Here is a 26,723-nt window from a genome sequence, read left to right on the forward strand (position 1 = left end):
CACAGATCGATCACAGAGGAGGATTGCATTCCGCACGTCAGGGGTAGGACCGGCTACGACCGATTTGCCCCGGCCGTGCGGGAGGGACCCCCACCATGTTCTTGGAAGCGCTCGGCTCCGCGATCCTCGGTCTCGCCTTGGCGTGGGCGGCGGTTCACCGCCTGCCCCACCGGCTGCCGGCGCGCAGCCTGGTCCTGTCGACCGGACTGGCCGGAGCCCTGTTCGGTGCCTTCCTGACACACACCGCGCTGGGCTCCGGTCACTTCCTGGTCATCCTCCTCGGGGCCGCCGCGGTCTCCGCGGCGCTGCTGTCGCTGCTGCTCCGCCCGGAGGAGCGGTTTCGCCGCCGCTCGGCGACGGCGTAACCCGTTCCGCAGTTCGCGCGACTAGGGGCCCCAGGGGGCTCACACTCAGGGAACTCAGGGAACCCAGGGAACTCAGGGGTCTTGGGGCCGCCTTCCGGCAGCCCCGCGGTCAGGCCGCCAGCCCCAACGCGGCCATCCGCTTGGTGTGCGCCTCGGTGATCCGCGAGAACATCCGGCCGACCTCCGCGAGATCGAAGCCGTCCGCCACGCCGCCCACGAGCATCGTCGACAGGGCGTCGCGGTCGGCGACCACGCGCTGCGACTGGGACAGGGCCTCGCCCATCAGGCGGCGCGCCCACAGCGCCAGCCGGCCGCCCACGCGAGGGTCGGCGTCGATCGCGGCGCGCACCTTCTCGATGGCGAAGCTGGCGTGCCCGGTGTCGTCGAGGACGGCGAGGACGAGCCCGCGCGTGTCGGAGTCGAGCCGCGCGGCGACCTCCCGGTAGAAGTCACTGGCGATCGAGTCGCCGACGTACGCCTTGACGAGCCCCTCCAGCCAGTCCGAGGGCGCCGTCTGCCGGTGGAAGCCGTCGAGGGCGGCGACGAAGGGGTCCATCGCCTGCGTCGGCTCGGCGCCGACCGCGGAGAGCCGGTCCCGCAACTGCTCGAAGTGGTGGAACTCGGCGGACGCCATCTTCGCCAGCTCCGCCTTGTCGCTGAGCGTCGGCGCCAGCTTGGCGTCCTCCGCGAGCCGCTCGAACGCCGCGAGCTCGCCGTACGCGAGCGCTCCGAGGAGATCCACGACCGCGGCGCGGTACTGGGGGTCGGCGGAGGCCGTGTCCCAGTCCTGCGCGGCGACTCCGGTGGCCGCGGGAGCGGTGTCGGCGGCGGCTTCGGCGGGGGTGTCAGCGGCGTTGTCAGGCGTCGTCATGAAGCGCACAATAGCCCGCTCGTCGCAAGACGGAAGTCCCTGGTCAACCAGTGTGACGACGAGTACGTGACCAAACCGGCCATCGCATATGCGCGAATCCGGGGTATGGTGGTAATGCGCCCGGCGAGTATGTGCCGGGCCGCACGAATGAGGATGCCCGGTCGGTGGCCCGATCGGCTCCGACCTGACAGCCCTCCTCGTCCGTACGGCACATTGCGTATGGACGATACGGAGGGACCCTCAGCGGTACGAGCGCTCGAGCGTCGGCAGTGGTCCCATGCCACCCGGCCCGCCCGTCAAGAGCGGCCGATGTCCCCGGCACGGTCCCGACACGACCCCCGCGCTCGCCTCGCACCGCGTACACAGAAGAGGCAGCACCCTGACTACGACTTTCCGAGGTCTCGGGATCCTTCCCGAGACGGCCGAAGCCCTTGAGGCCGTCGGCATCATCAGTCCCTTTCCCATCCAGGAGATGACGCTCCCCGTTGCCCTGTCCGGCAGCGACGTCATCGGCCAGGCCAAGACCGGCACCGGCAAGACGCTGGGCTTCGGCCTCCCGCTCCTGGAGCGCGTCACCGTCCCGGCGGACGTCGAGGCGGGCCGGGCCAAGCCCGAGCAGCTCACCGACGCCCCGCAGGCCCTCGTCGTCGTCCCGACGCGCGAGCTGTGCACCCAGGTGACGAACGACCTGCTGACCGCGGGCAAGGTCCGCAACGTACGCGTTCTCGCCATTTACGGCGGCCGGGCGTACGAGCCGCAGGTCGAGGCCCTCAAGAAGGGCGTCGATGTCATCGTCGGCACCCCCGGGCGGCTGCTGGACCTCGCGGGCCAGAAGAAGCTCAACCTCAAGCACATCAAGGCGCTCGTCCTCGACGAGGCCGACGAGATGCTCGACCTGGGCTTCCTGCCCGACGTCGAGAAGATCATGAACATGCTGCCGGCCCGCCGTCAGACGATGCTGTTCTCGGCGACGATGCCCGGCGCCGTCATCGGTCTGGCCCGCCGCTACATGTCACAGCCCACGCACATCCGCGCCACCGCGCCGGACGACGAGGGCGCGACGGTCCGCAACACCGCGCAGTTCGTCTACCGCGCGCACAACATGGACAAGCCCGAACTCGTCGCCCGCATACTGCAGGCCGACGGCCGGGGCCTGGCCATGGTCTTCTGCCGCACCAAGCGCACCGCGGCCGACCTCGCCGACCAGCTCCAGCAGCGCGGCTTCGCCTCCGGCGCGGTCCACGGCGACCTCGGCCAGGGTGCCCGCGAGCAGGCGCTGCGCGCCTTCCGCAACGGCAAGGTCGACGTCCTCGTCTGCACCGACGTCGCCGCCCGCGGCATCGACGTCGAGGGTGTCACCCACGTCATCAACTACCAGTCCCCCGAGGACGAGAAGACGTACCTGCACCGCATCGGCCGTACGGGCCGCGCGGGCGCGTCCGGTACGGCGATCACGCTCGTCGACTGGGACGACATCCCGCGCTGGCAGCTGATCAACAAGGCGCTGGACCTCGGCTTCGGCGACCCGCCGGAGACGTACTCCACCTCCCCGCACCTCTTCGAGGAGCTGGGCATCCCGGCCGGCACCAAGGGTGTCCTGCCGCGTTCCGAGCGCACCCGCGCCGGGCTCTCGGCCGAGGAGGTCGAGGATCTCGGCGAGACCGGTGGCCGTGGGCCGCGCGGCCGCGGTGGCCGCTCGTCGGCGCCCGCCGCCTCGTCCGCGCCGTCCGCCGAGCGCGAGCGCCCTGCGCGCACGCCGCGTCGTCGCCGTCGTACGCGCAACGGGACGCCGCTGGAAGAGACCAGTGGTGCGTCCACGCCTGTCGCTACGCCCGCGTCTTCGTCCACGTCCGCGGCTCCCGCCTCGGCTCCGGAGGTGACCGAGTCCGCCTCCGCCGGGGGCAACGAGGTCGTCGAGCCCCGCACGCCGCGGCGTCGTCGCCGTACGCGCGGTGGGGCGGGATCGGAGGCGGCCGCCATCGTGGAGCCCTCGGTGACCGAGGCCGCGGAGGCCGCGGAGGCCGCTGTGGTGACGGCCGAGGGTGTCGTCGACGAGCCGGCGGCTGCCAAGCCGCGTCGGCGTCGGACCCGGAAGACCGCGGAGGTCCTGGAGTCCCCTGAGGTGACCGTGACGACGACCGAGGCCGTGGTCGAAAGCGTCGCCGCGGAGGTCGTCGAGGCTCCGGCCAAGCCTGCGCGTCGTCGGACCCGCAAGGTCGCAGAGGTCGCCGAGGCCGCCGAAGCTGTCGCCGACACGGTCGAGGCCGTGGCGGAGGCGCCGGCCAAGCCGCGGCGGACCCGCAAGACCGCCGCTGCCGTCGTCGAACCGGCCGAGGGCGCCGAAGCCGCTGAGGCCAAGCCCGTGCGTCGGCGGACCCGCAAGGCCGTCGCCGATGCCGAGATCCCGGCTCAGACGGCTGCCGATGACGCCGAGGCCAAGCCTGTGCGTCGCCGGACCCGTAAGGCCGCGGTGGCTGCCGTGGAGCCCACGGAGGGCTGATTCCCGCGCGATGGCCCGGTCCCACCTTTCGGTGGGGCCGGGCCATTCCTTTTGCGCCCCCTCCGTCCCCGCTTGTCCCCCTAAGGGGCGAAGCCCAGCACAGGACGGGCAGAGGGCGGAAGGGGCGAAAACCCCCAACGGGCCTCCGCCCCGATACCCTCAACTCATGAGTAGGCCCTACACCTTCGTCCCGCCCGCCGGAGTCCGTGCCTACCGGCTGCCCACCGCACGGGGCGAGTTCGCCGTGCTCGACGCCGCCGCGCAGGGTCAGCCCAGGGGAACCGCGCTCCTGCTGCCGGGATTCACCGGAAGCAAGGAAGACTTCATCGCGCTGCACGAGCCCTTGGCGGCCGCGGGGTACCGGACGGTCGCCGTGGACGGACGGGGGCAGTACGAGACCGAGGGGCCGAAGGACGACGAAGCGCCCTACGCGCAGGCGGAGTTGGCACGTGACGTGCTCGCCCAGGCCGCCGCCCTCGACACGCCCCTGCACCTCGTGGGCCACTCTCTCGGCGGCCAGATCGCCCGCGCCGCGGTGCTGCTCGACCCGTCACCGTTCGTCTCGCTGACGCTGATGGCCTCGGGCCCGGCCCAGATCTCCGTCTCCCAGCAGCAGCGCGTGAAGCTGCTGCGGGACGCGCTCGCCGTGATGACCATGGCCGAGGTGTGGGAGGCGATGCGGTCGATGGAACCACCGGAGGAGACCGACGCCGGCGACCTGGACGCGGGGCTCGACGACCTCGACGACCTGCGGCGCCGCTGGCTGGCCAACAGCCCCGCCCAGCTCATCGCCACGGGCCGCCAGCTGTGCGCCGAACCCGACCGCGTCGACGAGTTGGCCGCCCTCGCGCTGCCCACGCATGTGCTCTCCGGCGAGTTCGACGACACCTGGCCGGTGGCCCTGCTGGACGAGATGGCCGTACGGCTCAACGCCCGGCGCACGATCGTACGGGGAGCGGAACACTCGCCCAACGCGGATCGGCCGCTGGAAACGGCTCGCGCCTTCGCCGACTTCTGGGACCACGTGGGCGACTAGCGGGCACCTGCCGTGCACCCACCCACCGGTCCCCGCCGCGCATCCGCTCCGCCCCAGGGTTCACACAGCCGCACCCAGGACCGCCAGTACTGCCAGCACCTCACCCGGTAGCGCCAGCACTGCTGGTACGGCTGGTACGGCTAGTACTGCGCCTGCAAGTGCTCCCAGAAGCCGTCCCGCAGCGCGCGGCGCAGATCCGCCTGCCCCCGTAGGGAGTACTGGAGAAGCCCCTCGGCCTCGACCAGCAGGTCCTGGTCGACCGAGCCGGGGAGGTAGGGGTGCCCGGGCAGCAGTTCCACGAGCGATTCCCGGCCCCGCGCGGCGAGCCACTTCGCGGCGACCTGCGCGCCCACGAAGCGCACATCCTCCCGGGTGGGCCGGGCCGCCGCCATCGCGTCGTACACGAGGCCGGTCCGCCGTGACACGTACGGCTTGAAGAAGTCGAGGTCGAAGGTCCGCTGGCTGTCGACCTCCCACAGCAGCGGCTCCGCCTGGTTACGGCCCTCGGGTGCCTCGATCCCCCAGAGGTGGACCCGGGCCCCGTACCCCTGCGCCGCCTCGACCGCCGAGACCAGGTCCTCGTCGCCGCCGAGCAGCGCGGCGTCGCTGATGGCGCGGTGCCGGGCCAGGGACTCCAGGTCCGACCGGATGAGTGAGTCGACGCCTTTTTGCTGGTTGTTGGCGTTGAGGTTGCCCAACCGCACCTTCACGTCCGGGAGTTCGGCGATCGCCTGCTGTTCCGCGGTGTGGATGCGGCGGCGGGCGCCGTCGTACCAGTAGACGCGCAGCAGCCTGCTGTCCGCGAAGATGGTGCGCGCCCGGTCGATGAGTGCTTCGATGAGACCCTCGGTGTCCAGCTCGAAGGAGCGGCGGTCCTCGGTCCCGGCGACCAGCCGTCCCGCCGCCGCATACAGATATCCGGCGTCGACGAAGATCGCGTGGGTCGAGGGCGTCTTCGCCACCTCGGCGAGCATGCGCTGCAGCAGCTCGTTCGTGCGGTCGATGCGGGCGCCGAGCGCCGCGAGGTCGTCGTTCATCGCCTCTATTGTCCCGGCGGTCACGCTGCGAACACAACTGGCCCCGTTCAGTCTCCGCCACCCTGGCCGACCCGGCGCCACACTGCTTACCAGTCGGTAATTAGGTTCTCGAAAAATTTCCTTAGCGTAGGGAATGTTTGTAACACGCACCCCGTTGAATACGTACGGAAGCGGGTGCACAGACGCCTCGCGCCACACACAAGTAGTTCTCCGCAGGAGGATGACCAGACGAAGGGAGAAGCCCATGCGCTTCGAAATCATGCGACTCGACGATGTCGACGGCACGCCCGTGGACAGCACTGTCGTAGACGCCGCCTCCGTCAATCGGATCGTTCAGCAGGCCGCCGCCATCGGGCAGCGACTGTGGATCCGCCCGGCCGACTCGTCCGCTTCGTAACACCGCGGACGCATTTCAGACTTCAGAGCCCCGCACGGCAACCGATGCCGTGCGGGGCTCTGCGCGTGTGCGAGGGGCGGATCAGCTCCCGTGGATCACCTGCGTGACGCCGTTGATGATCTGCTGCACGGCGATCGCGGAGAGCATCATGCCCGCGAGGCGGGTGACCAGGACGACACCGCCGTCCTTGATGACGCGGATGATCAGCAGCGAGTAGCGCATGACCAGCCAGAGCACGACATGGATGGCGAGGATCGCGGCCCACACGGACACCTGCGTGGCGACCGAGTCGGCCTTCTGCACCGCCAGGATCACGGACACGATCGCGCCGGGACCCGCGAGCAGCGGCATGCCCAGCGGTACGAGGGCGACGTTCACGTCCTTGGTCTGCTTCGGCTCGTCGGTCTTGCCGGTCAGCAGGTCGAGGGCGATCAGCAGGAGCAGCAGGCCGCCGGCGATCATCAGCGCGGGCACGGACACGTGCAGGTAGTTCAGGATCTGATGCCCGAGCAGCCCGAAGACCGCGATCACGCCTCCCGCCACACAGACGGCCTGGAAGGCCATCCGCTTCTGCACCTTGGCGGGGCGTCCGGCGGTGAGCGCCAGGAAGATCGGGGTGATCCCGGGGGGATCCATGATGACGAAAAGGGTGAGGAAGAGGGAGCCGAAGACGGCGACGTCGAACACGGTGAGCCTTGCGAGGGTGGTGAGAGCAGCAGGACGACAGCGGGTGCCGCTACCGCTGTGGGCAGGCGTTCCGCGGGGCGGAACAGATATTCCGCGCGGCGAAACAGATGGGCACAGGCGACAGCGCCCGATGCCTGAAAACAGGTCAGAGACGAGAAGCGTGAGCCTCAGGCTCCGCCGGCCCCCGGCACCGGAAAGGCGCCAGTAGCCCGCCGAGTGATCTCCCCGTACACCTCGGGATCCGTGGTGTACTCCCCGAGCACGCACGTCTTACGACTGCCGTGGTAGTCGGACGACCCCGTGGCGAGCAACCCGAGCTCGCCCGCGAGCCCGCGCAACCGCGCCCGGGTCGCCGGCTCGTGGTCCATGTGGTCGACCTCGATGCCGTCGAGACCGGCGGCGGCGAGTTCCGCTATGGCGGATTCCGGGACCGTACGCCCCCTCTTGGCGGCGGCCGGGTGCGCGAAGACGGCGACGCCGCCCGCGCTCTTGATCAGCCGGATCGCCTCGAACGGGTCGGTCTCGTGCTTGGGGACATAGGCGCGGCCGCCATCGGCCAGCCACTCCTCGGTGAAGGCGTCGGAGACGCTGTCCACGACCCCGAGCTCGACCAGCGCGGACGCGACGTGCGGCCGGCCCACGGAGCCGTCGCCGGCGATGCGCGCCACCTGCTCCCAGGTGATCGGCACGCCGAGCTCCTGAAGCCTGGCGATCATGCCTTGGGCGCGCGGTACGCGGTCGTCCCGCACCAGCTCGCGCTCGGCGAGCAGCTCGGGCTCCTCGGGGTCGAACAGGTAGGCCAGCAGGTGCATGCTGATGCCGTCGATACGGCAGGAGAGCTCGGCGCCGGTGACGAGGGTGAGCCCCTCGGGCAGTGCGGCGACCGCCTCGGCGTGTCCGCGGGTGGTGTCGTGGTCGGTCAGCGCGACGACGTCCAGACCGGCGGCGTGAGCGTTGCGCACCAGCTCGGCCGGGGCGTCCGTACCGTCGGAAGCGGTGGAGTGGGTGTGCAGATCGATGCGCACGACGTGACTCCAGGCGGGTGACGGGACGGGTGGGGTCGCTCAAGGATAACGGGAATCCGAGGGCCCCCTGTCACACCCACTCCAGAGGAGCGCCCCCTACGAGATCCCTGTGCGGGACCTTCGCGCCAGGCCCTGGCACGCCGCCACGCCTGGCCTTGCGGGCCAACACGCCAGGCCTTGTGGGCCAACACGCCAAGCCTTGTACGCCGCCACACCAGCGCCTCACGTGTCGCCGCACCAGGCCTTACACGCCGCACCGCGCCGCACTCGACCTCACGTGCCTCCGCGCCTGCCGTGACACGCCTCCCGCCCTGCGGGCAACCCTCTGCGGGCACCCCTCGGCGCACACGCCTACGGTTCGAGAATCCGCGGCGACAACGCCCCGCACGGCAGCAGGTCCACCTCGGCTCCCGCATCCCGGAGATCCGTCAGCACCAGCTCGTCGTACATCAGCAGCCCCGACTGCTCGGGCCACACCACCGCCCACAGCCACAGTCCGAGTGCCTCGCCCGCGAAGACGGCGCGGTCGTCGGGGGCGCCGGCGACGTGCCAGAGCGGGGTCGGGCGGCCGGCCGCGAGGACCTTCGCCTGGGGCGGTTTCTCGACGCTCATGTACGGGCCGGGGTCCGGCCCGTCGATCCCCGCGTACCGCGCGCCGAGGCCGACGCCGAGCTCCTCGGCGATGAGCAGCAGCTCCCCCATGCCGCCGAGCGGCCCGGGACCCGAACAGGCGACGGCGGTCGCACGGCCGCCGCTGCGGTCGTCCCCGGCGAACGTCGCACCGGTGAACAGCCAGCCGACCGGCAGCGGCCACGGCATCCACACCGGTACCCGGGCGTGGTGCACCACCACACCTAGGGCCTCGACGCTGGGCGGGATCACGGGCTGCAGCGGATGCACGGACCCGTGCACATCACACTGCCAGGAGTCGGCAAAGAGGCCGGGAGCCCTGACCCGGCCACCACACTTCGGGCAACTGGGTTCGCCCCTCATAGGGCCCAACGGTCCTCCCCGTCCTTCGCCGCGTCAAGGACGATCACCCGTCCGGCGTGTGCCTGTCATGTCGGAATTCCGCTCGAAAAGTAGATGCAGCTTGCATTAATTAGCCCACCTAACTTATTATGTGTATACGTCAACGATCTCGGTCGTGCACAGCAGTCGCGCAGTGAGGAGCGAGCATGAGCAACAGCACGGGAGGTCCCGCAGCGGGGGACACGTTCGACGCGGGTGCGGGCGGCATCCTGCGTCAGCCGAAGGCCGTCTGGGCTACCGCGGGTGCGTCCGTCGTCGCCTTCATGGGGATCGGGCTCGTCGATCCGATCCTGCCGTCCATCGCCAAGGGCCTGGACGCCACGGCCGGCCAGGTCTCACTGCTCTTCACCTCGTACTTCCTGATCACCGCCGTCGCGATGCTGGTGACGGGCTTCGTCTCCAGCCGCATCGGCGGCAAGAAGACCCTGCTGCTCGGCCTCGCGCTCGTGGTGGTCTTCGCGGGGCTCGCGGGCACCTCCGGATCGGTCGGCGAACTGGTCGGCTTCCGGGCCGGCTGGGGCCTCGGCAACGCGCTTTTCGTGTCCACCGCCCTGGCCGTCATCGTCGGCGCGGCCGCGGGCGGCAGCGCCGCGGCGATCCTGCTGTACGAGTCCGCGCTGGGGCTCGGCATGGCGTGCGGCCCCCTGCTGGGCGCGCTGCTCGGCAACGCCAGCTGGCGCTACCCGTTCTTCGGCACCGCGTTCCTGATGGCGGTCGGCTTCCTGTGCATCACCGCGTTCCTCAAGGAGCAGCCGAAGCCCGCGAAGAAGACCTCACTGCTCGACCCGATCAGGGCACTCGGCCACGGCGGTCTCGCCTCGGCGGCCGTCTCGGCGTTCTTCTACAACTACACGTTCTTCACCGTGCTGGCCTTCACCCCGTTCGTGCTGAACATGACCCCGTACAAGTCCGGCGCCGTGTTCTTCTGCTGGGGCCTGCTGCTCGCCGTCTTCTCGGTGATCGTGGCACCGCGCATGCAGCGGCGGTTCGGCTCGCTGAAGGTGCTCGGCGGCTCGCTGGTCCTGCTCGCCGTCGACGTGCTCGTCCTCGGATACGGCAACCACACCGCGGCCGTCGTCTGCACGATCCTGTCCGGCGCCTTCATCGGCGTGAACAACACCGTCTACACGGAGCTGGCGCTCGGGGTCTCCGACGCGCCCCGCCCGGTGGCGAGCGCGGGCTACAACTTCGTGCGCTGGTTCGCGGCGGCCGCCGCTCCCTACTTCGCGCCGAAGATCGAGGAGTGGAGCGACATCCACATCCCGTTCCTGGTGGCCGCCGTCACGGCGGTGGTCGGGGCCGCGGTGGTCTTCGTACGGCGAGCCGCGCTCACCCACGAGGCCGCGGAACTCCAGCCGAGGCACGCCACCGAGGACAGCGTCACGGTCTTCGCCAACTGACCGTCGGAGACCGGAACTGAGTCAGCCTCAGACGGCCGGAAAAGGACCGCTCAATCCAACGGGACGGACTTGCGCACAGGATCACGCAGGTCCGTGCCGCCGTTCAGCCAGCGCTCCTGGAGGGCGCCCGCGCCGTGCACGCGCTTCCACGCGGCCTCGTTGGGCGTCATCGGGAGCAGTGGCAGGAAACGTACGGGATCGGCGGGCGCGTCCAGCTCCAGGTCCTCCACCAGGCCGCCGGACTCCGCGACCAGGACGGAGCTGAACGGTGCGCCGGGCCACAGGGGTTCACCCACGTCGAGCGAGGCACCCGGCGCCACGACCAGGCCCTCCACCTGCGGGGACGCGGCGAGCACGGCGAGGGGGCGGAGCACCTTGTCGGTGTCGGCGCCGCCCGGGCGGACGGACAGGATCAGCTCGGCGCGCGGACCCTTCACCGGGTCGGCGAGGACCGCCGTGGGGTCCGCCATCGGCTGGGCGGACATGCCGAGCGTCGCGTAGCGGACGATGTCGCCCTCTGTGAAGCGCAGGACTTCGATGCGATCGGTGCCGAGGAAGGTGACCGCGGCGCGCGCGTCGGGTTCGCCCAGCGCAGAGCGCAAACGGGCCTCGACCAGAGGAAGAACATCAGCCATGCGCCGAGCATAGGCCGCGTCAATTCCGAAGGAGAGCACCGGACCCCGCGGTCAACAACGGGCAAAGCGGCGCCTTGACGCATCGGTGCGCTGATAGTCTTGGCCGCTGGTCGGGGCAGCACGCAGAAGCGTCGCTCTCGAGCTCCGACGCACTGACACTGATCTGACTCCCCTGTGGCGGGAGACAGACTCCCCTTCGGGGGATGGATCGTCCCCCACGGGGGACCGGCCGGAGGAGGTGGGGCTGCAATGGACCGAAGTCGACCGTGCAGTACCACCCGCTCTTCCGGTCGCTGAGTTCCGTAGCTGGTTCCGCTGGTTTCCCAGCTCTGCTGGCTGCTGCCTCCCGCAAACGTGTGCATACGTGTCAGCGTTGTCCCGGTGCACCACGGAAGAGCGCTTCGTTTCCGCCTGATCTGTCTGATCTGAATCAGTAGCGAAGCTGCCACCGCGACGGTGCGGTGCTCCCCGCTTTGTGGACGTGCCAAACATCCGCAGTCAGGACGTCCCCATTCCGGGTAGTTTCAACCGTCGCCGGCCGCCTCCGTTGCGAAGGAGCCTGCCATGTCGATGATCCGTGACCTGCGAGCCGCGGTCCGCCCCCGTCCCTCGCTGCGCAAGGACAGTGGCTCGTACGACACCACCCGCGACCCCGCGACCCCGTCCGCCGTGGTCGACTGCGCCGTCTACCGCGACGGCGCCCGCGTCGAGACCCGCGAGCCGCTCACCCCGCAGGAGGCGATGCGCCAGGTGCACCGCGACGGCGGCTTCGTGTGGATCGGTCTGCACGAGCCGACCGAGGCCGAATTCGCCGGTATCGCCCGCGTGTTCGGGCTGCATCCACTGGCCGTCGAGGACGCCGTGCAGGCCCATCAGCGCCCCAAGCTGGAGCGCTACGACGACTCCCTCTTCACCGTCTTCAAGACGATCCACTACGTCGAGCACGACCAACTGACCGCCACCAGCGAGGTGGTGGAGACCGGCGAGGTGATGTGCTTCACCGGCCGGGACTTCTTCATCACCGTCCGGCACGGCGGGCAGGGCTCGCTGCGGGCGCTGCGGCACCGGCTCCAGGACGACCCCGAGCTGCTCGCCAAGGGCCCCTCCGCCGTGCTGCACGCGATCGCCGACCACGTCGTCGACGGCTACATCGCGGTCGCGGACGCGGTGCAGGACGACATCGACGAGGTCGAGACCGAGGTGTTCTCGCCGGGCCGCAAGGGCACGCCGCGCGGTACGGACGCCGGCCAGATCTACCAACTCAAGCGCGAGGTGCTGGAGTTCAAGCGGGCGGTGTCGCCGCTGCTGCGCCCCATGCAGCTGCTGAGCGAGCGGCCGATGCGGCTGATCGACCCCGACATCCAGAAGTACTTCCGTGACGTGGCCGACCACCTCGCCCGCGTGCAGGAGCAGGTCCTCGGCTTCGACGAGCTGCTCAACTCGATCCTCCAGGCCAACCTCGCCCAGGCCTCCGTCGCGCAGAACGAGGACATGCGCAAGATCACGTCCTGGGCCGCGATCATCGCCGTACCGACGATGGTCTGTGGCGTCTACGGCATGAACTTCGACCACATGCCCGAGCTGCACTGGAAGTACGGCTACCCGCTGACGCTCGGCGTCACGGTCGGCATCTGCCTCTCGATCCACCGCATCCTCAAGCGCAACGGCTGGCTCTGAGGCCCTTTGATCCTCAAGCGCAACGGTCGGCTCTGAGGTCCCTTGCTCCTCAAGCGCAACGGTCGGCTCTGAGGCCCCCGATCCCCAAGCGCAACGGTCGGCTCTGAGGCCCCCGCCCGCTCCTGGATAGTCTTGGCCCATGACGGAACAGCTGCTCCAACGGGCCCTCGTCGAGGAGGCCACCAAGAAGTCCGGGCTGATCTGGGTGCGGAGCGGCGGCCCGGCGGCGCCCCAGGGCCACGAGATGCCCACCCGGGCGCTGTGGCACGTGTGGCACGACGGCGCGGCGTGTCTGGTCGGCGACGGGCCCGGCGAGCAGCCGCTGCCGGGTCTGGCCGACGGGGGCGACGCGGTCGTCACCGTACGCAGCAAGGACAAGGGCGGCCGTCTCGTCTCCTGGTCCGCGAAGGTCGTGGAGCTGCCCCCCGGCTCCCCGGAGTGGGAGGCGGCCGTCGGCGAGCTCAAGGGCAAGCGCCTGAACGCCCCCGACGGCGAGGCCATGCCGGAGCGCTGGGCCCGCGAGTGCCGGGTGCTGCGCCTGGAGCCCTCGGGCGCCACCGCCGAGCTGTCCGACGGCTCGCTGGCCGCGCCGCCGCTGCCGAGCCCGGCGACGACGCGCCAACCGATCCCGGCCGGCCTGCCGCGCCTCCTCCTCAAGAAGAAGCGCAAGCGGCGCCAGGGTTGAGAGCCGCGAGGCCTAAGAAGTGGGCAGCTGCTTCCCGTAGTCCACGGTCTCGTTCTTGGCGGGCTCCTCCAGCGCGAAGTCCTTGCCCCAGTCGGTGAGCCGGAGGGTCCCGGCGTTGCCCGCGCGGACCAGCAGGAGGGGGTACGGGGTTCCCTTCAGGGAGACGTCGAGGGTGCCGCCGGAGCCCTTGTCGCCGGTGATGCGGATGGTGCGGACGCCGGACTGCTCGTGATGGCCGTCCGTGGCGAGAGTGCCGTGCAGGGCGAGCAGGCTTTCGAGGAGGACGTCCTTGTCGGTGAAGCCGCTGAAGCGCTTGTAGGCGGGGTCGCCGGTCGGCACCTTCACGTACATGCCCTCCAGCTTCTTGGCGGCGGCCGTGTCGGCGGAGGTGCTGTCGCTCTTGCCGCCCTGATGGGTCCAGAACTCGGCGTCGGCCTTCAGGAAGAGGTGCTCGCCGACCCGCAGCAGCCTGAAACTCGCCCCCTTCGAGGTGACGGAGCCGGTGCCGCCGTCGGCCTTGAGGCGCATGTCGAGGGTGTACGTGGTCCCGTTGGACACCACGGTCCCGGAGAGCCGTACGGTGTCCGCGGCCTCGGCCGCCTTCTTCGTCTTCGTCTGGATGGTGGCGGCGGGCAGCTTGCCCACCCCGTTCGTGCCCGCGTCCGGGTCCTCGCTACCGCACCCCGTCAACCCCGTCCCCGTCACGACCAGGGCGCACATCGCGCTCACCACTGCGGCCCTGTGGGTACGGCCCTGGGGAATTGCAGTCACAGGTGGGGCTGCCTTTCGTGCGGGGGTCCTCAAACGGCGTACGGCAGCGTACCGGTGCCGCCCGGGCCCGGCGGAAGCAGTCCGTCCGGACCGCTCACCAGGGCGTATCCGACCGGGACGGGCTAGCCTGAAGCCCACCCGAGCGGACAGGACGGGACAGAACGCGCGTACGGACCGTGCGCGGCGACGTCGTACGGAGTGCGCGTACGCGGACCCGCGCGCGAACACGGAGAGCGCGTACGCAGACCGCGTGCGCGGGCATGGAGAGCGCGTACGCAGACGCGTGCGCGGGCACGGAGAGCGCGTACGCGGCCGCGTACGCAGACAAGGAGGCGCGGGCATGGCCGCAGGCGCCCCCCGGATCTTCGTCTCGCACCTAGCCGGTGTCGCCGTCTTCGACCCGAACGGCGACCAGGTGGGCCGGGTGCGGGATCTCGTCGCCATGCTGCGCGTCGGACGGCGGCCGCCCCGGCTGCTCGGCCTGGTCGTCGAACTGTCCACGCGGCGGCGCATCTTCCTGCCCATGACCCGGGTGACCGGCATCGAGTCGGGCCAGGTCATCACCACCGGCGTGCTCAACGTGCGCCGCTTCGAGCAGCGGCCCACCGAACGGCTCGTCTTCGGCGAACTGCTCGACCGGCGTCTGCACCTCGTCGGGACCGGCGAGGAGGTGACCGTGCTCGACGTGTCGATCCAGCAGCTGCCGGCCCGCAGGGACTGGGAGATCGACCGGGTGTACGTCCGCAAGGGCCGCAGTGGCGCCTTCCGGCGCGCCAAGGGCGAGACGCTGACCGTCGAGTGGTCCTCCGTCACCGGGTTCTCGCTGGACGAGCACGGGCAGGGCGCGGAGAGCCTGCTCGCCACCTTCGAGCAGTTGCGCCCGGCCGACCTCGCCAATGTCCTGCACCACCTGTCCCCCAAGCGGCGCGGTGAGGTCGCGGCCGCGCTCGACGACGACCGGCTCGCCGACGTCCTCGAAGAACTCCCCGAGGACGACCAGATCGAGATCCTCGGCAAGCTCAAGGAGGAGCGCGCGGCCGACGTGCTGGAGGCGATGGACCCCGACGACGCGGCCGACCTGCTCGCCGAACTGCCCACCGAGGACGTGGAGCGGCTGCTGACGCTGATGCGGCCCGACGACGCGGCGGACGTGCGGCGCCTGATGGCGTACGCGGAGCGGACCGCGGGCGGTCTGATGACGACCGAGCCCATCGTGCTGCGGCCCGACGCGACGGTCGCCGACGCGCTCGCCCGGGTCCGCAACCCCGACCTCTCCCCCGCGCTCGCCGCCCAGGTGTACGTGTGCCGCCCCCCGGACGAGACGCCGACCGGCAAGTACCTGGGCGCCGTCCACTTCCAGCGGCTCCTGCGCGACCCGCCCTACACCCTGGTCAGCTCGATCATCGACGACGATCTGCAACCGCTGGACCCGGACGCCGCGCTGCCCGTCGTCGCCGGGTTCTTCGCGACGTACGACATGGTCGCGGCGCCCGTCGTCGACGAGAGCGGGTCGCTGCTCGGCGCGGTGACCGTGGACGACGTACTGGACCACATGCTGCCCGAGGACTGGCGCGAGACGGAGTTCCACCTCGAGGACGAGGAGGAACCCCATGCCACCTGAGCGCGATCCCCGCGAACGCCCTCCCTCCGGGGCGACCGCCACCACCCGGCCGCGCACCCGGCTGGACCAGCCGAAGCCACCTCGGCGCAGACTGCTGCCCGAGTGGGACCCGGAGGCCTTCGGACGGCTCTCGGAGCGCATCGCCCGCTTCCTCGGCACCGGACGGTTCATCGTCTGGATGACGGTCGTCATCATCCTGTGGGTGGTGTGGAACGTCTCCGTGCCGCGCGACCTGCGCTTCGACAACTACCCGTTCATCTTCCTGACCCTGATGCTCTCGCTCCAGGCCTCCTACGCCGCCCCGCTGATCCTGCTCGCGCAGAACCGTCAGGACGACCGCGACCGGGTCAACCTCGAACAGGACCGCAAGCAGAACGAGCGGTCCATCGCGGACACCGAATACCTCACCCGCGAGATCGCCGCGCTGCGCATGGGCCTCGGCGAGGTCGCCACCCGCGACTGGATCCGCTCCGAACTGGAGGACCTGGTCAAGGAGCTGGAGGAGCGGCGGGTGGGCGGCCATGTCGTATTCCCGGCGGAACGGTCGCAGGGACGTGACGTAGAAGACCGGTGACGGGGCTTTCCGGGCCCCGGGCCCGTCGCCGTACCATCATGCTTATGGCTACGGAAGACGCGGTGCGCGAAGCACTGGCGACGGTGAACGACCCCGAGATCCAGCGACCCATCACCGAGCTGGGGATGGTCAAATCGGTGGAGATCGGTACGGATGGTGCGGTCGCGGTCACCGTCTATCTGACCGTCTCCGGCTGCCCGATGCGCGAGACCATCACGAAGAACGTGACGGAGGCGGTCTCGGCGGTCGAGGGCGTCACGCGCGTCGACGTGACCCTGGACGTGATGAGCGACGAGCAGCGCCGTGAGCTGGCGTCCGCGCTGCGCGGCGGCCAGGCCGAGCGCGAGGTGCCCTTCGCGAAGCCGGGCTCGCTGACGCGCGTGTACGCGGTCGCCTCCGGCAAGGGCGGCGTCGGCAAGTCCTCGGTGACGGTGAACCTGGCTGCGGCGATGGCGGCCGACGGCCTCAAGGTCGGCGTCGTGGACGCCGACATCTACGGCCACTCGGTGCCGCGCATGCTGGGCGCCGACGGGAAGCCGACCCAGGTCGAGAACATGATCATGCCGCCGTCCGCGCACGGCGTGAAGGTCATCTCGATCGGCATGTTCACCCCGGGCAACGCTCCTGTCGTCTGGCGCGGCCCGATGCTTCACCGCGCCCTCCAGCAGTTCCTGGCGGACGTGTTCTGGGGCGACCTGGACGTCCTCCTCCTCGACCTCCCGCCGGGCACGGGCGACATCGCCATCTCGGTGGCCCAGCTGGTCCCGAACGCGGAGATCCTGGTCGTCACCACCCCGCAGCAGGCGGCCGCCGAGGTCGCCGAGCGGGCCGGCTCCATCGCCGTCCAGACCCACCAGAAGATCGTCGGCGTGGTCGAGAACATGTCCGGCCTGCCCTGCCCGCACTGCGGGGAGATGGTCGACGTCTTCGGCACGGGCGGCGGCCAGACGGTCGCCGACGGCCTGACCCGGACCACCGGCGCCACGGTCCCCGTCCTCGGCTCCATCCCGATCGACGTCCGCCTCCGCGAGGGCGGCGACGAGGGCAAGCCGGTCGTCCTCACGGACCCCGACTCCGCGGCCGGCTCCGCCCTGCGCGCGATCGCGGGCAAGCTCGGCGGCCGCCAGCGCGGCCTGTCGGGCATGTCGCTGGGAATCACGCCGAGGAACAAGTTCTGAGGCTCTCCTAAGGTCTCGCACGAGGAAGGGGGCGCCGTCGATCAAGACGGCGCCCCCTTCCTCGTGACCCGCCGGCTAGGCGTACGCCCCGATGTCCTTGATCATGGCGAACCCCAACCCGTACGCGCTCATCCCCCGCCCGTACGCCCCCACATGCACGCCCTCCTGGGTGGACCCCGCGAGGACCCAACCGAACTCGGACTCGCGGTAGTGGAAGGGCGTCGGAACCCCGTCCACGGGGAGGGACAGCGTGGACCAGTCGGAGCCGTCGAGGTCGTCCGCGAGGACCCACGCCGTCTCGGTCTGCTGGTCCAGCCAGTCGTCCCGCAGGGTGTGGTCCATCTGACCGGGCCAGGTGAAGGACAGCAGCCCCACACCGGCCAGCCAGGCCGCGGAGGAGACCGAAGTGGCCTCCAGCAGGCCCGTACCGTCCGCACTGCGCCGTACGGGGCTGGCCGCGACGGTGACCACCACCGCGAACCGCTCCTTGTCCTCGGTCGAGTCACCCCGCACGACGGGCTCGTCGCCGTGCCCGATCGAACCGTGCTCGACGGCACCGTCCGCCGAGGTACCCACCTGCATCAGCCAGCGCGGCCCCGTGAAGGCCTCGTCGAGGCCGTACCACGGGAAGGGCGCCAGCAGGTAGCCGTCGACCGTACGCCGGGCGGAGGGGACCTGTTGCCCGCCCTCCGCGGCCGGTGCCTGCGCGCCTACCCGACTTGTCGTCTCCATCTGCCGGACGCCTCCTTGCTCTCGTCGGACCGGGCGGCCCGCCCCCCTCGGGCGTCCTCAGCAGTCCGCACAACAACTGGGCAGCATAGCCACACCGCTCCGAGCAGCAGCGAAAGCGCCCGGCGCGTGGGGCGCGAAAGCGTCGTTTTCTGCCCGCGCGGGACGCGTGCTCAGCGCATGCTCCGGCGTACGTCTCACGCCTTCGGCGCATGCGCCGACCGCCGCGTACGCCGGCTGCCGCGTACGCTCGTTACCGTCGAACGACCGGCACCGTCGAACGACGATCACCGTCGTACGACCGTCCTCGTCCGCGTACGGCTCAGGTGGCGTCGGCGTCGTAGGGCGGGCGCTCGTCCGGGTCGAGCTTCTCGCGCTTCTTCGTCATGTCGACGGAGCCGCCGGCCGAACCACTGGAGGCGGACGACGAGGATTCGGACTCTCGGCTGTGGACCGCGTCCGTGACCTCGGCCATCTCCTTCTTCAGGTCGAAGCCGTTACGGATCTCCTTGAGCCCCAGCTCGTCGTTGTCCAGCTGCTTGCGGATGAACGTCTTGGGGTTGAGGTCCTCGAACTCGAAGTCCTTGAACTCCGGGCCGAGTTCCTCGCGAATGTCCGCCTTGGCGCTCTCCGAGAACTCGCGGATCTTGCGGATGGTGCGCGTGACGTCCTGGATCATCTTCGGGAGCTTCTCCGGGCCGAAGACGAGCACGGCGAGGACAACGAGCGTCACCAGCTCGAGTGGTCCTATGTCATTGAACACCTGAAGCTCCTTGCGATGTCCTCGGTCCTCGGCCCTCGGCGGGTCTTCCGTGGTCCAGGCCGGGTCCACGGTACCCGGCGATCCTGTCCGTCCGGAACTGTGCCGGGGCTTCCGGGTTCATGTACACGGCGGGTTTTCCGCGTTGTTTGCCGTTCGGAGCTGGCGCGTTGTGTCCGGCTGTGAACTTCATGTCAGGCGGCGCCGGTCCTCCGCCGGCCCCTGCCGACCGGCTCAGTCGCCGTCGGCGGACCCGAGGACCAGAGTGACCTTCTTCTCCGCGCCGCCCCGCCGGAGGGTCAGCCGGAGTCGGTCGCCGGGGCGGTGCGCGCGGGTCTTCACGATGAGTTCCTCACCGGAGTGGACGCGCTGCCCGTCGACCTCGGTGATGACATCGCCCGCCTTGATGCCCGCGTCGGCGCCGGGGCCGTGGGAGGTGACCGGCGGACCTCCGCCGGTCCCCTTCGTGCCGACCCGGGCGCCGTCGCCGGCGTAGTTCATGTCGAGTGTGACTCCGATCACGGGGTGGGTGGCCTTGCCGGTGTTGATGAGCTCCTCGGCGACGCGCTTGCCCTGGTTGATCGGGATGGCGAAACCGAGCCCTATGGAACCGGCCTGGCCGCTCTCCAGGTCGGAGCCGCTGTCGGCGGAGCGGATGGCGCTGTTGATGCCGATCACGCGGGCCTTGGAGTCGAGGAGGGGTCCCCCGGAGTTGCCGGGGTTGATCGGCGCGTCGGTCTGCAGGGCGTCGACATAGGAGACATCACTCCCGTCGCCCTTCTCCCCGCCCGCCGTGATGGGCCGCTCCTTGGCGCTGATGATGCCGGAGGTGACGGTGTTGGCGAGGTCGAAGGGGGCGCCGATGGCGACGACGGGGTCGCCCACCTGGACGTTGTCGGAGTTGCCCAGCGGCATGGGGTCGAGTCCACCGACGCCGGAGACCTTGACGACGGCGAGGTCGTAACCGCTGTCGTGGCCGACGACCTTGGCCCTGGCTGTCTCGCCGCTGCTGAACGTCACGGTTATCTCGCCGCTGCCGCCTGCCGGTTCGATGACGTGGTTGTTGGTGAGGATGTGCCCCTGGCCGTCGAGCACGAAGCCGGTGCCTGTGCCCTCCTCCTGGGACCCGCGCACATGCAGGGTGACGACGCTGGGCAGTGCGTGAGCGGCGATCCCCGCCACGCTGTCCGGGGCCCGCCCCGGCGCCTCCTTCGCCGCCTGCGGCAGCTCGACGTCCGCCATCCCCCCGTTCCGCTCCAGGTACGCCCCGACGGCCCCGCCCACGCCCCCGGACACGATCGCCAGTACGACGGCCCCGAGCACCAGTGACTTCTTCGCCCGCCCGCGCCGCTGACTCGCGGTCGCCACGGCCGCACCGTTCTGCTGAAGTGGCCCCGGGGCGGCCCAGGGGTCGTAGTTCTGCCAGGGGGTGGGGGGCTGGGCGCCCTGCGGGGGAGCTTCGTGAGGGGCACCCGCGCTGCCGTTGACCGGAGCCTCGAAGGCCGTGCCCGGGGCCGGCGTGCCCAGGGGTATGTGCGCGTCCTGGGACGGCGTGCCCGCAGGTACGTGTGTCCCGTGGCCCGGCGTGCCCGCCGGTGCGTGCGTCCCGTGGGCCGGCGCACCCGCCGAGGGGTGTGCTCCGTGGGGTGGCTCCTCGGGCGGCAACGCGTTCGCCGGGGCGGGGGCGCCATGGGCCGACGTACCCCCCGGGGCGGGGGCACCATGGGCCGACATACCCCCCGGGACAGAGGCCCCCTGGGCCGACGGGCTCGCCGGGACGTGCGTCCCCTGCGCGGGTGTGGCCGCCGGGTGCTGGACCGGCGGGGCGGGCGCCCAGGGGCCGGGCTGCCCATAGGGCGGAGTGCCGTAGGGGTCGGGGTCGTGCAGGGGCTTGGGACGGTCCGCGGGGACACCGGAACGGGTGCCCGTCGCGCCCTGGGCCACGTCTGGGGCCGCCATGACCTGCACAGCGGGCTCCCCGACCTGCCCCGCGACCTCGGCGATCTCGGCGCCTTCGGCGATCTCGGGGACCTCGGCGACCTGGACGGGAGTCTCTCCGCCCTGCCCGGGAGCATCCGCAGCCTGCGAGAGATCTGCCCCGGCCTCCGTGGGGACCGTCGGCACGCTCGCCCGCTGAACCGGCGCCGGCCGCTCCAGCTCGAAGTCGCCGTCAGGGCCGGTCCCGGAGCCACCCGCGGCGGCAGCCACCGCGGGCCGCTCCAGCTCGAAGTCACCTCCGGAGTCGCCGGTGCCGCCGACCGGGTGCCCCTCACCGCCAGGTGTACGGACGTCGGTGTCGCCCCCAGGCCCGTCGGCGTCCTCGGACGAGCCCACCCCGGCATCCCCCAAGGGGACCGGTCGGGGTCGGCTCCACCACTTCGCCTTCGTGGGCTTCCCCTCGTTCATGCTCTCCCCACACCTGGCCCGCGGCACAACTCGCCGACGGTCACCGCAGATTGTCGACTCCGCGTCCGGGATCCCTCCTGCGGACGCGGCCCACCCTGGATTCAACCAGGTTCGCGGGCCGCCGCGCAGCGGGCGGGGTCAGCGGACGATACGGGAGGAGGGGGAGCTCGGGGTGGGGGTGGCGGAGGAAGAGGGGGACGAGGGGGACGGAGTGGCCGCGGGAGCGGCCAGCAGGCCCGGGGTCATGAAGTCCGGGGCCGCGGACCACGAGGTCAGCATGAGCGGCTGGGCATCGGTGAGCGGGCGTATCAGCGGGGACATCGCGGCGGCACCGGCGACCACCGGGGTCGTCAGGGTGTGCATGACGTCCTGCGCGCGGCCCGGAGCGGGGACTCCGGGCAGCAGCGGCGCGGACACCGCGGTCGACGCCACCGGACCGGCGCCCAGCGCCCGCTCGCCCTGGGCGAGCAGCGGCCCGACGGACCGGCGACGCTGCGTCTCGGGAGCCGCCGCGGCCCCCGTGCCCTGCGAGCGCATGGGCGTCACATTGCTTCCGGTCCCGGAACCGCCGCGCGCGTCCGCACTGGTGTCGGTCGGCACACCGGTCGACACCCCGCCGAGCGCGACCGCGGCCAACGAGACCGCGCCGGCGGCGGCGAACGCGAACCGCAGTCCGCGCGAGGCGGATCGCTCGGCCTCGTGACGGCTGACGTCATGGATGCGGAAGCCGCGCCCCGCGGAGGGGGGCAGCACATCGGCGTGCGGCCCGGCCGGGACGTACCCGAAGGGTTCGCCCCTCACTCCGAAGAGTCCGGTGACGCCGGAGGTCCGGTCGGCTCCGGGGAGTGCGCCGCCGAATCCTCCCCTGCCCAGTCGCGAGCCACCGTCGTCGGAGTCACCTCCCCCGGGAAGCCCCTGGAGGCGTGCCAGGAAGCTCTCGGAGGGCGGCGGCGGGGCCACTTCCGCGAAGACGTTCTTCAGTCGGCGCTGGGCGTCCGCCTCGGCCTTGCACTTCGCACAGGTGGCGAGGTGGGCCAGGACGCGCTCGCGCGACTCATGACCGAGCTCTCCGTCGACGAGGGCGGAGAGTCGGTCGCCGAGGTGCTGCTCAGCGGGCGTAGGACGGGATCCACTCACGCGGTCGCGCCCCCTCCCCCCAGCACGGGCACGCGGGCCGCGAACGAGCGGCGCTCGGCGCGGGCCTCGGGAGACCGGTGGGCGAGGGCCTTGCGCAGCTGGGAGCGGCCGCGGTGGATCCGGGAGCGGACCGTGCCGAGCTTGACGCCCAGGGTCGCGGCGATCTCCTCGTACGACAGTCCTTCGATGTCGCACAGGACGACGGCGGCACGGAACTCGGGCGCGAGGGTGTCGAGGGCCTGCTGGACGTCGGCGTCGAAGTGCGCGTCGTTGAAGACCTGCTGCGGGGACGGCTCGCGGCTGGGCAGGCGCTCGGCCGCGTCGTCGCCGAGGGCGTCGAAGCGGATGCGCTGCTTGCGGCGCACCATGTCCAGGAAGAGGTTCGTGGTGATGCGGTGCAGCCAGCCCTCGAAGGTGCCGGGCGTGTAGGTCGACAGCGAGCGGAAGACGCGGACGAAGACTTCCTGGGTGAGGTCCTCGGCGTCGTGCTGGTTGCCCGTGAGGCGGTAGGCGAGGCGGTAGACCCGTCCGCTGTGCGTGCTGACGATCTCCTCCCAGGTGGGCGGAGTCCACGCCTGTGACTCCGCGTCGGTGGTGAACGTCGCGGTCTGCGCAGGGGCAGCAGCGTGGAACTTGTCAGCGATGTCGGTCACGGATTTCGGCTCACCCGCCGATCTGAGTAGGCGCCGCAGCACCCCTCCCCGATCCACAGGCGCAGCCGCACCTCCCCTGTCGGCTCTGGTGGTGTCCAGTGGAGCCCCTACCCTAGCCACCTCGCCCGTTAGCTCCGGATAAGCGGTTTTACGAGAAATTGATACGCGCTCATATGGCTGCGTCAGCACGTGTCCGGCACCCCGCTCCGCGTCCCGCTCCGTGTCCTGATCCATCCGCTTCCCCCCGGTCTGTTTCCCCACCCCTCTAAACGCCCGGTCCCATCTGCGGGTTCCCGGCCCCAACGGATACAGTCACGCCCAGGCAACCACGGGGACAGGAGAGGGTCATTACCGGCAACCGGCAGACGAGCTGGGCGTTCGCCGACGCCTTTGTCGCCGAGGACGAGGCGCTGCGCTGGGCCCGCGACCGGGCCCGCGAGGCAGGGCTGCGCTCGGTGTCGCCCGGCACGGGCGCCGCGCTGCGGTTGCTCGCCGCCACCGTGGACGCGAAAGCGGTGGCGGAGATCGGGACCGGGACCGGCGTCTCCGGGATTCATCTGCTGCACGGCATGCGGCCGGACGGGGTACTGACCACCGTCGATCCCGAGCCGGAGCGCCAGCAGTTCGCCCGTCAGGCCTTCCGCGCGGCCGGTTTCGCCAGCAACCGCGCCCGCTTCATCCCCGGCCGCGCGCTGGACGTGCTGCCTCGGCTCGCGGACGCCGGCTACGACCTCGTCTTCTGCGACGGCGACCGTCTCGAATGCCTGGACTATCTCGCTGAATCGTTGCGCCTGCTGCGGCCGGGCGGGCTCGTCGTCTTCGAGGGCGTCTTCGCGGACGGCCGCACGGTGGACTCGGGACCGCAGCCCGCCGAGGTCGGCCGGCTGCGCGAACTGCTGCGCGCGGTGCGCGAGAGCCAGGACCTGGTGCCCTCCCTGCTGCCGGTGGGCGACGGCCTGCTGTGCGCGGTCAAGCGCTGACCGAGGGGCGTTCCGCACCGGCTCTCACGCGTTCAGACCCCAGCCTTTACGTGTCTGACCTGCACACATACCAAAGGGGTACGTCGATGACGTACCCCTGGAAAACCACCGCCCCGGCACCGATTACGATGCCGGGGCGGCTGAAAAGGTATGGTCGCGTTCCGCGTCAGCCGACGACCTTCTTGAGGGCGTCGCCGAGCGCGTCGGCCTCGTCAGGGGTCAGCTCGACGACGAGCCGACCGCCGCCTTCGAGCGGAACGCGCATGACGATGCCCCGCCCCTCCTTGGTCACCTCGAGCGGGCCATCGCCCGTCCGCGGCTTCATGGCCGCCATGCTCGTTCCCCTTCCTGAAACCAGCTCATCGTCGCCGACGGCCCCCTTGAAGGGCACGCACGTCCCCTCATAGGACACACGTCACCGGCATCGAACACATTGCTTCCAGGCCATTATCCCGCATCTCAGGACCCGATGACCAACATCAGTCGGCATCGCTTGCGCAACGCGCTTGAGCAAAACCACTCAATTCGGCGATGTGACTGCGATACTGCGCCGCCGCATGGACTTCCATGGCACGGAATTCTTTGACGCAGCTCACATGTCCGGTCCGGTCCCCGGACGGTGATCTCCGCCATGCTGTCATCTGACACAGGACGTACTGACCGGTACGTCGGAGCCGCGACACCGGAGGGGACCCACCATGGCCGACACCGTGCTCTACGAGGTGAGCGACGGACTTGCGACGATCACGCTGAACCGCCCCGAGGCGATGAACGCGATGAACATCGAGACCAAGGTCGCCTTCCGGGACGCGGCACAGGCGGCCGCGGCGGACGGGGACGTACGGGCGATCCTGCTGACCGCCGCCGGTGACCGGGCGTTCTGTGTCGGCCAGGACCTCAAGGAACACATCGGTCTGCTGGCCGCCGACAAGCAGTCTTCCGGGCGGACGATGAGCACCGTGCGCGAGCACTACAACCCCATCGTGCGAGCGCTGACCGGTGCGGCGAAGCCGGTCGTCGCCGCGGTGAACGGCGTCGCGGCCGGGGCGGGCTTCGGCTTCGCCCTCGCCGCCGACTACCGGATCGTCGCCGACACGGCAGCCTTCAACACGTCCTTCGCCGGGGTCGCGCTGACCGCCGACTCGGGGATCTCCTGGACGCTGCCCCGGGTCATCGGGGCCGGGCGCGCCGCCGATCTGCTGCTCTTCCCGCGCAGCATCACCGCGCAGGAGGCGTACGAGCTGGGGATCGCGAACCGGCTGGTGCCCTCGGGCGAGTTGCGCGCCGAGGCGGAGAAGGTGGCCCGCGGGCTGGCCTCGGGGCCGACGGTCGCGTACGCCGCCCTCAAGGAGTCCCTCGCGTATGGGTTCTCCCACTCCCTGGACGAGACCTTGGAGAAGGAGGACGAGCTGCAGTCGCGGGCGGGGGACTCGGAGGATCACACCATCGCCGTGCAGGCTTTCGTGAACAAGGAGAAGCCGAAGTACCTGGGGCGGTGACGCTCCGCCGGATTCGGCGGCCGTAGGCCGGTGGGAGACCGCGGGCCGACTTTGGCCCGGCCCCCGGTTCCCCGCCCCTTACGGGGCACTCCTCCGGGCCGTGCAGTCCGACAAGTGGTCGTTGACCAGGCCGCACGCCTGCATCAGCGCGTACGCCGTCGTCGGGCCGACGAAGCGGATGCCGCGCTTCTTCAGCGTCTTGGAGAGAGCCGTCGACTCGTCGGTGACCGCCGGGACGTCGGCCAGTCTCTTCGGGGCCGGCCGGGTGGCCGGGTCGGGCGCGAAGGACCAGATCAGCTCGTCCAGCTCGCCCGGTGCCCAGTCGGCCAGCACGCGCGCGTTGGCGACCGTCGCCTCGATCTTGGCGCGGTTGCGGATGATGCCCGGGTCGGCGAGCAGGCGCTCCTTGTCGGCGTCCGTGTAGGCCGCCACCGAGGCGATCTTGAAGTCGGCGAAGGCGGCGCGGAAGCCGGGGCGGCGGCGCAGGATGGTGATCCAGGACAGGCCGGACTGGAAGGCCTCCAGGCACAGCCGCTCGTACAGCGCGTCGTCGCCGTGGACCGGGCGGCCCCACTCCTCGTCGTGGTACGCCACGTAGTCCTCGGTCGACAGGGCCCAGGGGCAGCGCAGCGCGCCGTCCGGGCCCGCGAGGGCGTCGGTCACTGGGAGTCCTCCCCGTCGTCGTGCTTGCGCAGCGAGGGGGTGGCGCTCGCGCGGGCGCCGGCGAGCGCGGACTCCAGGTCGGCGATCCGGGCGTCCCGCTCGGCGAGCTCGGCGCCGAGACGGCCGAGCGCGTCGTCGACGTCGGCCATGCGATAGCCCCGTACGGCGACGGGGAGGCGCAGTGCCTCCACATCCATGCGGCTCACCGGTCGGTCGTACGGCAGCGGGTCCGCGAGGCGCTCGGGGACGGCCTCGGGAAGGGGGGCGCTCTCGCCGCCGCCCACCACGGAGAGTGTCACCGCGGCGACCACGACGGCGAGCGCGACGACCAGGAACAAGAACATGAACATCGCTGAGGTCCCCACGCTCTGGTGCCGACGCGGAGCGCGTCGGCGCGGATAGTGA

At 71.0% G+C, this 26,723-nt stretch carries 27 protein-coding genes; 12 read left to right on the forward strand and 15 right to left on the reverse strand.

Annotation, left to right across the window (positions count from 1 at the left end; translation table 11 throughout):
- Window positions 1–95 precede the first annotated feature (95 nt).
- A complete protein-coding gene (locus ACFVXA_RS06340; RefSeq protein WP_362031940.1) occupies window positions 96–365 on the forward strand; it encodes a hypothetical protein in 270 nt (89 codons plus the stop codon).
- 109 nt (window positions 366–474) lie between these two features.
- On the opposite strand, the gene ACFVXA_RS06345 is transcribed toward ACFVXA_RS06340, so the two are convergent.
- Entirely contained in the window at window positions 475–1,236 is a 762-nt protein-coding gene (locus tag ACFVXA_RS06345) for a ferritin-like fold-containing protein (protein ID WP_362031938.1), read from the reverse strand.
- A gap of 472 nt (window positions 1,237–1,708) precedes the next feature.
- On the opposite strand from ACFVXA_RS06345, the gene ACFVXA_RS06350 reads away from it, so the two are divergent.
- Window positions 1,709–3,736: a DEAD/DEAH box helicase gene (locus tag ACFVXA_RS06350; protein ID WP_390024000.1), complete on the forward strand. Its 2,028-nt coding sequence runs from the start codon at window positions 1,709–1,711 to the stop codon at window positions 3,734–3,736.
- A 166-nt stretch (window positions 3,737–3,902) separates the two neighbouring features.
- Window positions 3,903–4,772, forward strand: a complete 870-nt coding sequence (locus ACFVXA_RS06355; RefSeq protein ID WP_362031934.1) for an alpha/beta hydrolase — start codon at window positions 3,903–3,905, stop codon at window positions 4,770–4,772.
- Window positions 4,773–4,912: 140 nt separating this feature from the next.
- On the opposite strand, the gene ACFVXA_RS06360 is transcribed toward ACFVXA_RS06355, so the two are convergent.
- Window positions 4,913–5,809, reverse strand: a complete 897-nt coding sequence (locus ACFVXA_RS06360; protein ID WP_362031932.1) for an NYN domain-containing protein — start codon at window positions 5,807–5,809, stop codon at window positions 4,913–4,915.
- Between the two features lie 244 nt (window positions 5,810–6,053).
- Here ACFVXA_RS06360 and ACFVXA_RS06365 point away from each other — a divergent pair, with 244 nt between their 5' ends.
- Window positions 6,054–6,206, forward strand: a complete 153-nt coding sequence (locus ACFVXA_RS06365; protein ID WP_105968294.1) for a hypothetical protein — start codon at window positions 6,054–6,056, stop codon at window positions 6,204–6,206.
- Window positions 6,207–6,287: 81 nt separating this feature from the next.
- Here ACFVXA_RS06365 and ACFVXA_RS06370 read toward each other — a convergent pair whose 3' ends face one another.
- The 3 genes from ACFVXA_RS06370 to ACFVXA_RS06380 form a co-directional block, all read right to left on the reverse strand.
- Window positions 6,288–6,893, reverse strand: a complete 606-nt coding sequence (locus ACFVXA_RS06370; RefSeq protein WP_362031929.1) for a MarC family protein — start codon at window positions 6,891–6,893, stop codon at window positions 6,288–6,290.
- A gap of 167 nt (window positions 6,894–7,060) precedes the next feature.
- A complete protein-coding gene (locus tag ACFVXA_RS06375; protein ID WP_390024003.1) occupies window positions 7,061–7,918 on the reverse strand; it encodes a PHP domain-containing protein in 858 nt (285 codons plus the stop codon).
- Window positions 7,919–8,269: 351 nt separating this feature from the next.
- Entirely contained in the window at window positions 8,270–8,911 is a 642-nt protein-coding gene (locus ACFVXA_RS06380; protein WP_362031925.1) for a DUF6758 family protein, read from the reverse strand.
- Between the two features lie 185 nt (window positions 8,912–9,096).
- Between ACFVXA_RS06380 and ACFVXA_RS06385 the strand changes: the two genes are divergently transcribed.
- A complete protein-coding gene (locus ACFVXA_RS06385) occupies window positions 9,097–10,350 on the forward strand; it encodes an MFS transporter (protein ID WP_389753500.1) in 1,254 nt (417 codons plus the stop codon).
- A gap of 50 nt (window positions 10,351–10,400) precedes the next feature.
- On the opposite strand, the gene ACFVXA_RS06390 is transcribed toward ACFVXA_RS06385, so the two are convergent.
- A complete protein-coding gene (locus ACFVXA_RS06390) occupies window positions 10,401–10,985 on the reverse strand; it encodes a suppressor of fused domain protein (RefSeq protein WP_383901943.1) in 585 nt (194 codons plus the stop codon).
- A gap of 564 nt (window positions 10,986–11,549) precedes the next feature.
- On the opposite strand from ACFVXA_RS06390, the gene ACFVXA_RS06395 reads away from it, so the two are divergent.
- Window positions 11,550–12,662, forward strand: a complete 1,113-nt coding sequence (locus tag ACFVXA_RS06395; RefSeq protein WP_362031919.1) for a magnesium and cobalt transport protein CorA — start codon at window positions 11,550–11,552, stop codon at window positions 12,660–12,662.
- Window positions 12,663–12,801: 139 nt separating this feature from the next.
- Window positions 12,802–13,347: a hypothetical protein gene (locus ACFVXA_RS06400; RefSeq protein ID WP_389753498.1), complete on the forward strand. Its 546-nt coding sequence runs from the start codon at window positions 12,802–12,804 to the stop codon at window positions 13,345–13,347.
- Between the two features lie 12 nt (window positions 13,348–13,359).
- Here ACFVXA_RS06400 and ACFVXA_RS06405 read toward each other — a convergent pair whose 3' ends face one another.
- Window positions 13,360–14,118, reverse strand: coding sequence for a hypothetical protein (locus ACFVXA_RS06405; RefSeq protein WP_383742252.1), 759 nt, complete (start codon window positions 14,116–14,118; stop codon window positions 13,360–13,362).
- Between the two features lie 340 nt (window positions 14,119–14,458).
- On the opposite strand from ACFVXA_RS06405, the gene ACFVXA_RS06410 reads away from it, so the two are divergent.
- The 3 genes from ACFVXA_RS06410 to ACFVXA_RS06420 are packed head-to-tail and all read left to right on the forward strand — an operon-like array spanning window position 14,459 to window position 17,491.
- Window positions 14,459–15,739 carry a magnesium transporter MgtE N-terminal domain-containing protein gene (locus ACFVXA_RS06410; protein WP_362031913.1) on the forward strand — a complete coding sequence of 427 codons (1,281 nt, stop codon included), beginning with the start codon at window positions 14,459–14,461 and terminating at the stop codon, window positions 15,737–15,739.
- On the forward strand, window positions 15,729–16,313 hold the full coding sequence (locus tag ACFVXA_RS06415) for a DUF1003 domain-containing protein (protein ID WP_362031911.1): 585 nt from the start codon (window positions 15,729–15,731) through the stop codon (window positions 16,311–16,313). Before ACFVXA_RS06410 ends, ACFVXA_RS06415 begins: the two co-directional genes overlap by 11 nt.
- 44 nt (window positions 16,314–16,357) lie before the next feature.
- Complete coding sequence (locus tag ACFVXA_RS06420) at window positions 16,358–17,491, forward strand: Mrp/NBP35 family ATP-binding protein (protein WP_362031909.1); 1,134 nt, start codon at window positions 16,358–16,360, stop codon at window positions 17,489–17,491.
- A 75-nt stretch (window positions 17,492–17,566) separates the two neighbouring features.
- Here ACFVXA_RS06420 and ACFVXA_RS06425 read toward each other — a convergent pair whose 3' ends face one another.
- From ACFVXA_RS06425 to sigE, 5 genes are all read right to left on the reverse strand, one after another.
- Window positions 17,567–18,223: a hypothetical protein gene (locus tag ACFVXA_RS06425; protein WP_362031907.1), complete on the reverse strand. Its 657-nt coding sequence runs from the start codon at window positions 18,221–18,223 to the stop codon at window positions 17,567–17,569.
- Window positions 18,224–18,542: 319 nt separating this feature from the next.
- Window positions 18,543–18,983, reverse strand: a complete 441-nt coding sequence (locus tag ACFVXA_RS06430) for a sec-independent translocase (RefSeq protein WP_362031905.1) — start codon at window positions 18,981–18,983, stop codon at window positions 18,543–18,545.
- 231 nt (window positions 18,984–19,214) lie between these two features.
- Window positions 19,215–21,386, reverse strand: a complete 2,172-nt coding sequence (locus ACFVXA_RS06435; RefSeq protein WP_390024005.1) for a trypsin-like peptidase domain-containing protein — start codon at window positions 21,384–21,386, stop codon at window positions 19,215–19,217.
- A 138-nt stretch (window positions 21,387–21,524) separates the two neighbouring features.
- Complete coding sequence (locus ACFVXA_RS06440) at window positions 21,525–22,523, reverse strand: anti-sigma factor family protein (RefSeq protein ID WP_384023591.1); 999 nt, start codon at window positions 22,521–22,523, stop codon at window positions 21,525–21,527.
- Window positions 22,520–23,218, reverse strand: coding sequence for an RNA polymerase sigma factor SigE (sigE, locus tag ACFVXA_RS06445; RefSeq protein ID WP_362031899.1), 699 nt, complete (start codon window positions 23,216–23,218; stop codon window positions 22,520–22,522). Before sigE ends, ACFVXA_RS06440 begins: the two co-directional genes overlap by 4 nt.
- 239 nt (window positions 23,219–23,457) lie before the next feature.
- On the opposite strand from sigE, the gene ACFVXA_RS06450 reads away from it, so the two are divergent.
- The gene (locus ACFVXA_RS06450) at window positions 23,458–24,156 is read left to right on the forward strand and encodes an O-methyltransferase (protein WP_308429374.1); all 699 of its coding nucleotides are present in this window, start codon (window positions 23,458–23,460) and stop codon (window positions 24,154–24,156) included.
- Between the two features lie 166 nt (window positions 24,157–24,322).
- Here the strand turns inward: ACFVXA_RS06450 and ACFVXA_RS06455 are convergent, their stop codons facing one another.
- Window positions 24,323–24,490, reverse strand: coding sequence for a DUF3117 domain-containing protein (locus ACFVXA_RS06455; protein WP_003966491.1), 168 nt, complete (start codon window positions 24,488–24,490; stop codon window positions 24,323–24,325).
- 364 nt (window positions 24,491–24,854) lie between these two features.
- Here ACFVXA_RS06455 and ACFVXA_RS06460 point away from each other — a divergent pair, with 364 nt between their 5' ends.
- Entirely contained in the window at window positions 24,855–25,655 is an 801-nt protein-coding gene (locus tag ACFVXA_RS06460) for an enoyl-CoA hydratase/isomerase family protein (protein ID WP_384402127.1), read from the forward strand.
- 78 nt (window positions 25,656–25,733) lie between these two features.
- On the opposite strand, the gene ACFVXA_RS06465 is transcribed toward ACFVXA_RS06460, so the two are convergent.
- A complete protein-coding gene (locus tag ACFVXA_RS06465; protein ID WP_383742268.1) occupies window positions 25,734–26,318 on the reverse strand; it encodes a DNA-3-methyladenine glycosylase I in 585 nt (194 codons plus the stop codon).
- Entirely contained in the window at window positions 26,315–26,668 is a 354-nt protein-coding gene (locus ACFVXA_RS06470; RefSeq protein WP_362031893.1) for a DivIVA domain-containing protein, read from the reverse strand. Before ACFVXA_RS06470 ends, ACFVXA_RS06465 begins: the two co-directional genes overlap by 4 nt.
- Between the last annotated feature and the right edge of the window lie 55 nt (window positions 26,669–26,723).

It is taken from the genome of Streptomyces sp. NPDC058246, assembly GCF_042881985.1.
GTDB lineage: Bacteria > Actinomycetota > Actinomycetes > Streptomycetales > Streptomycetaceae > Streptomyces.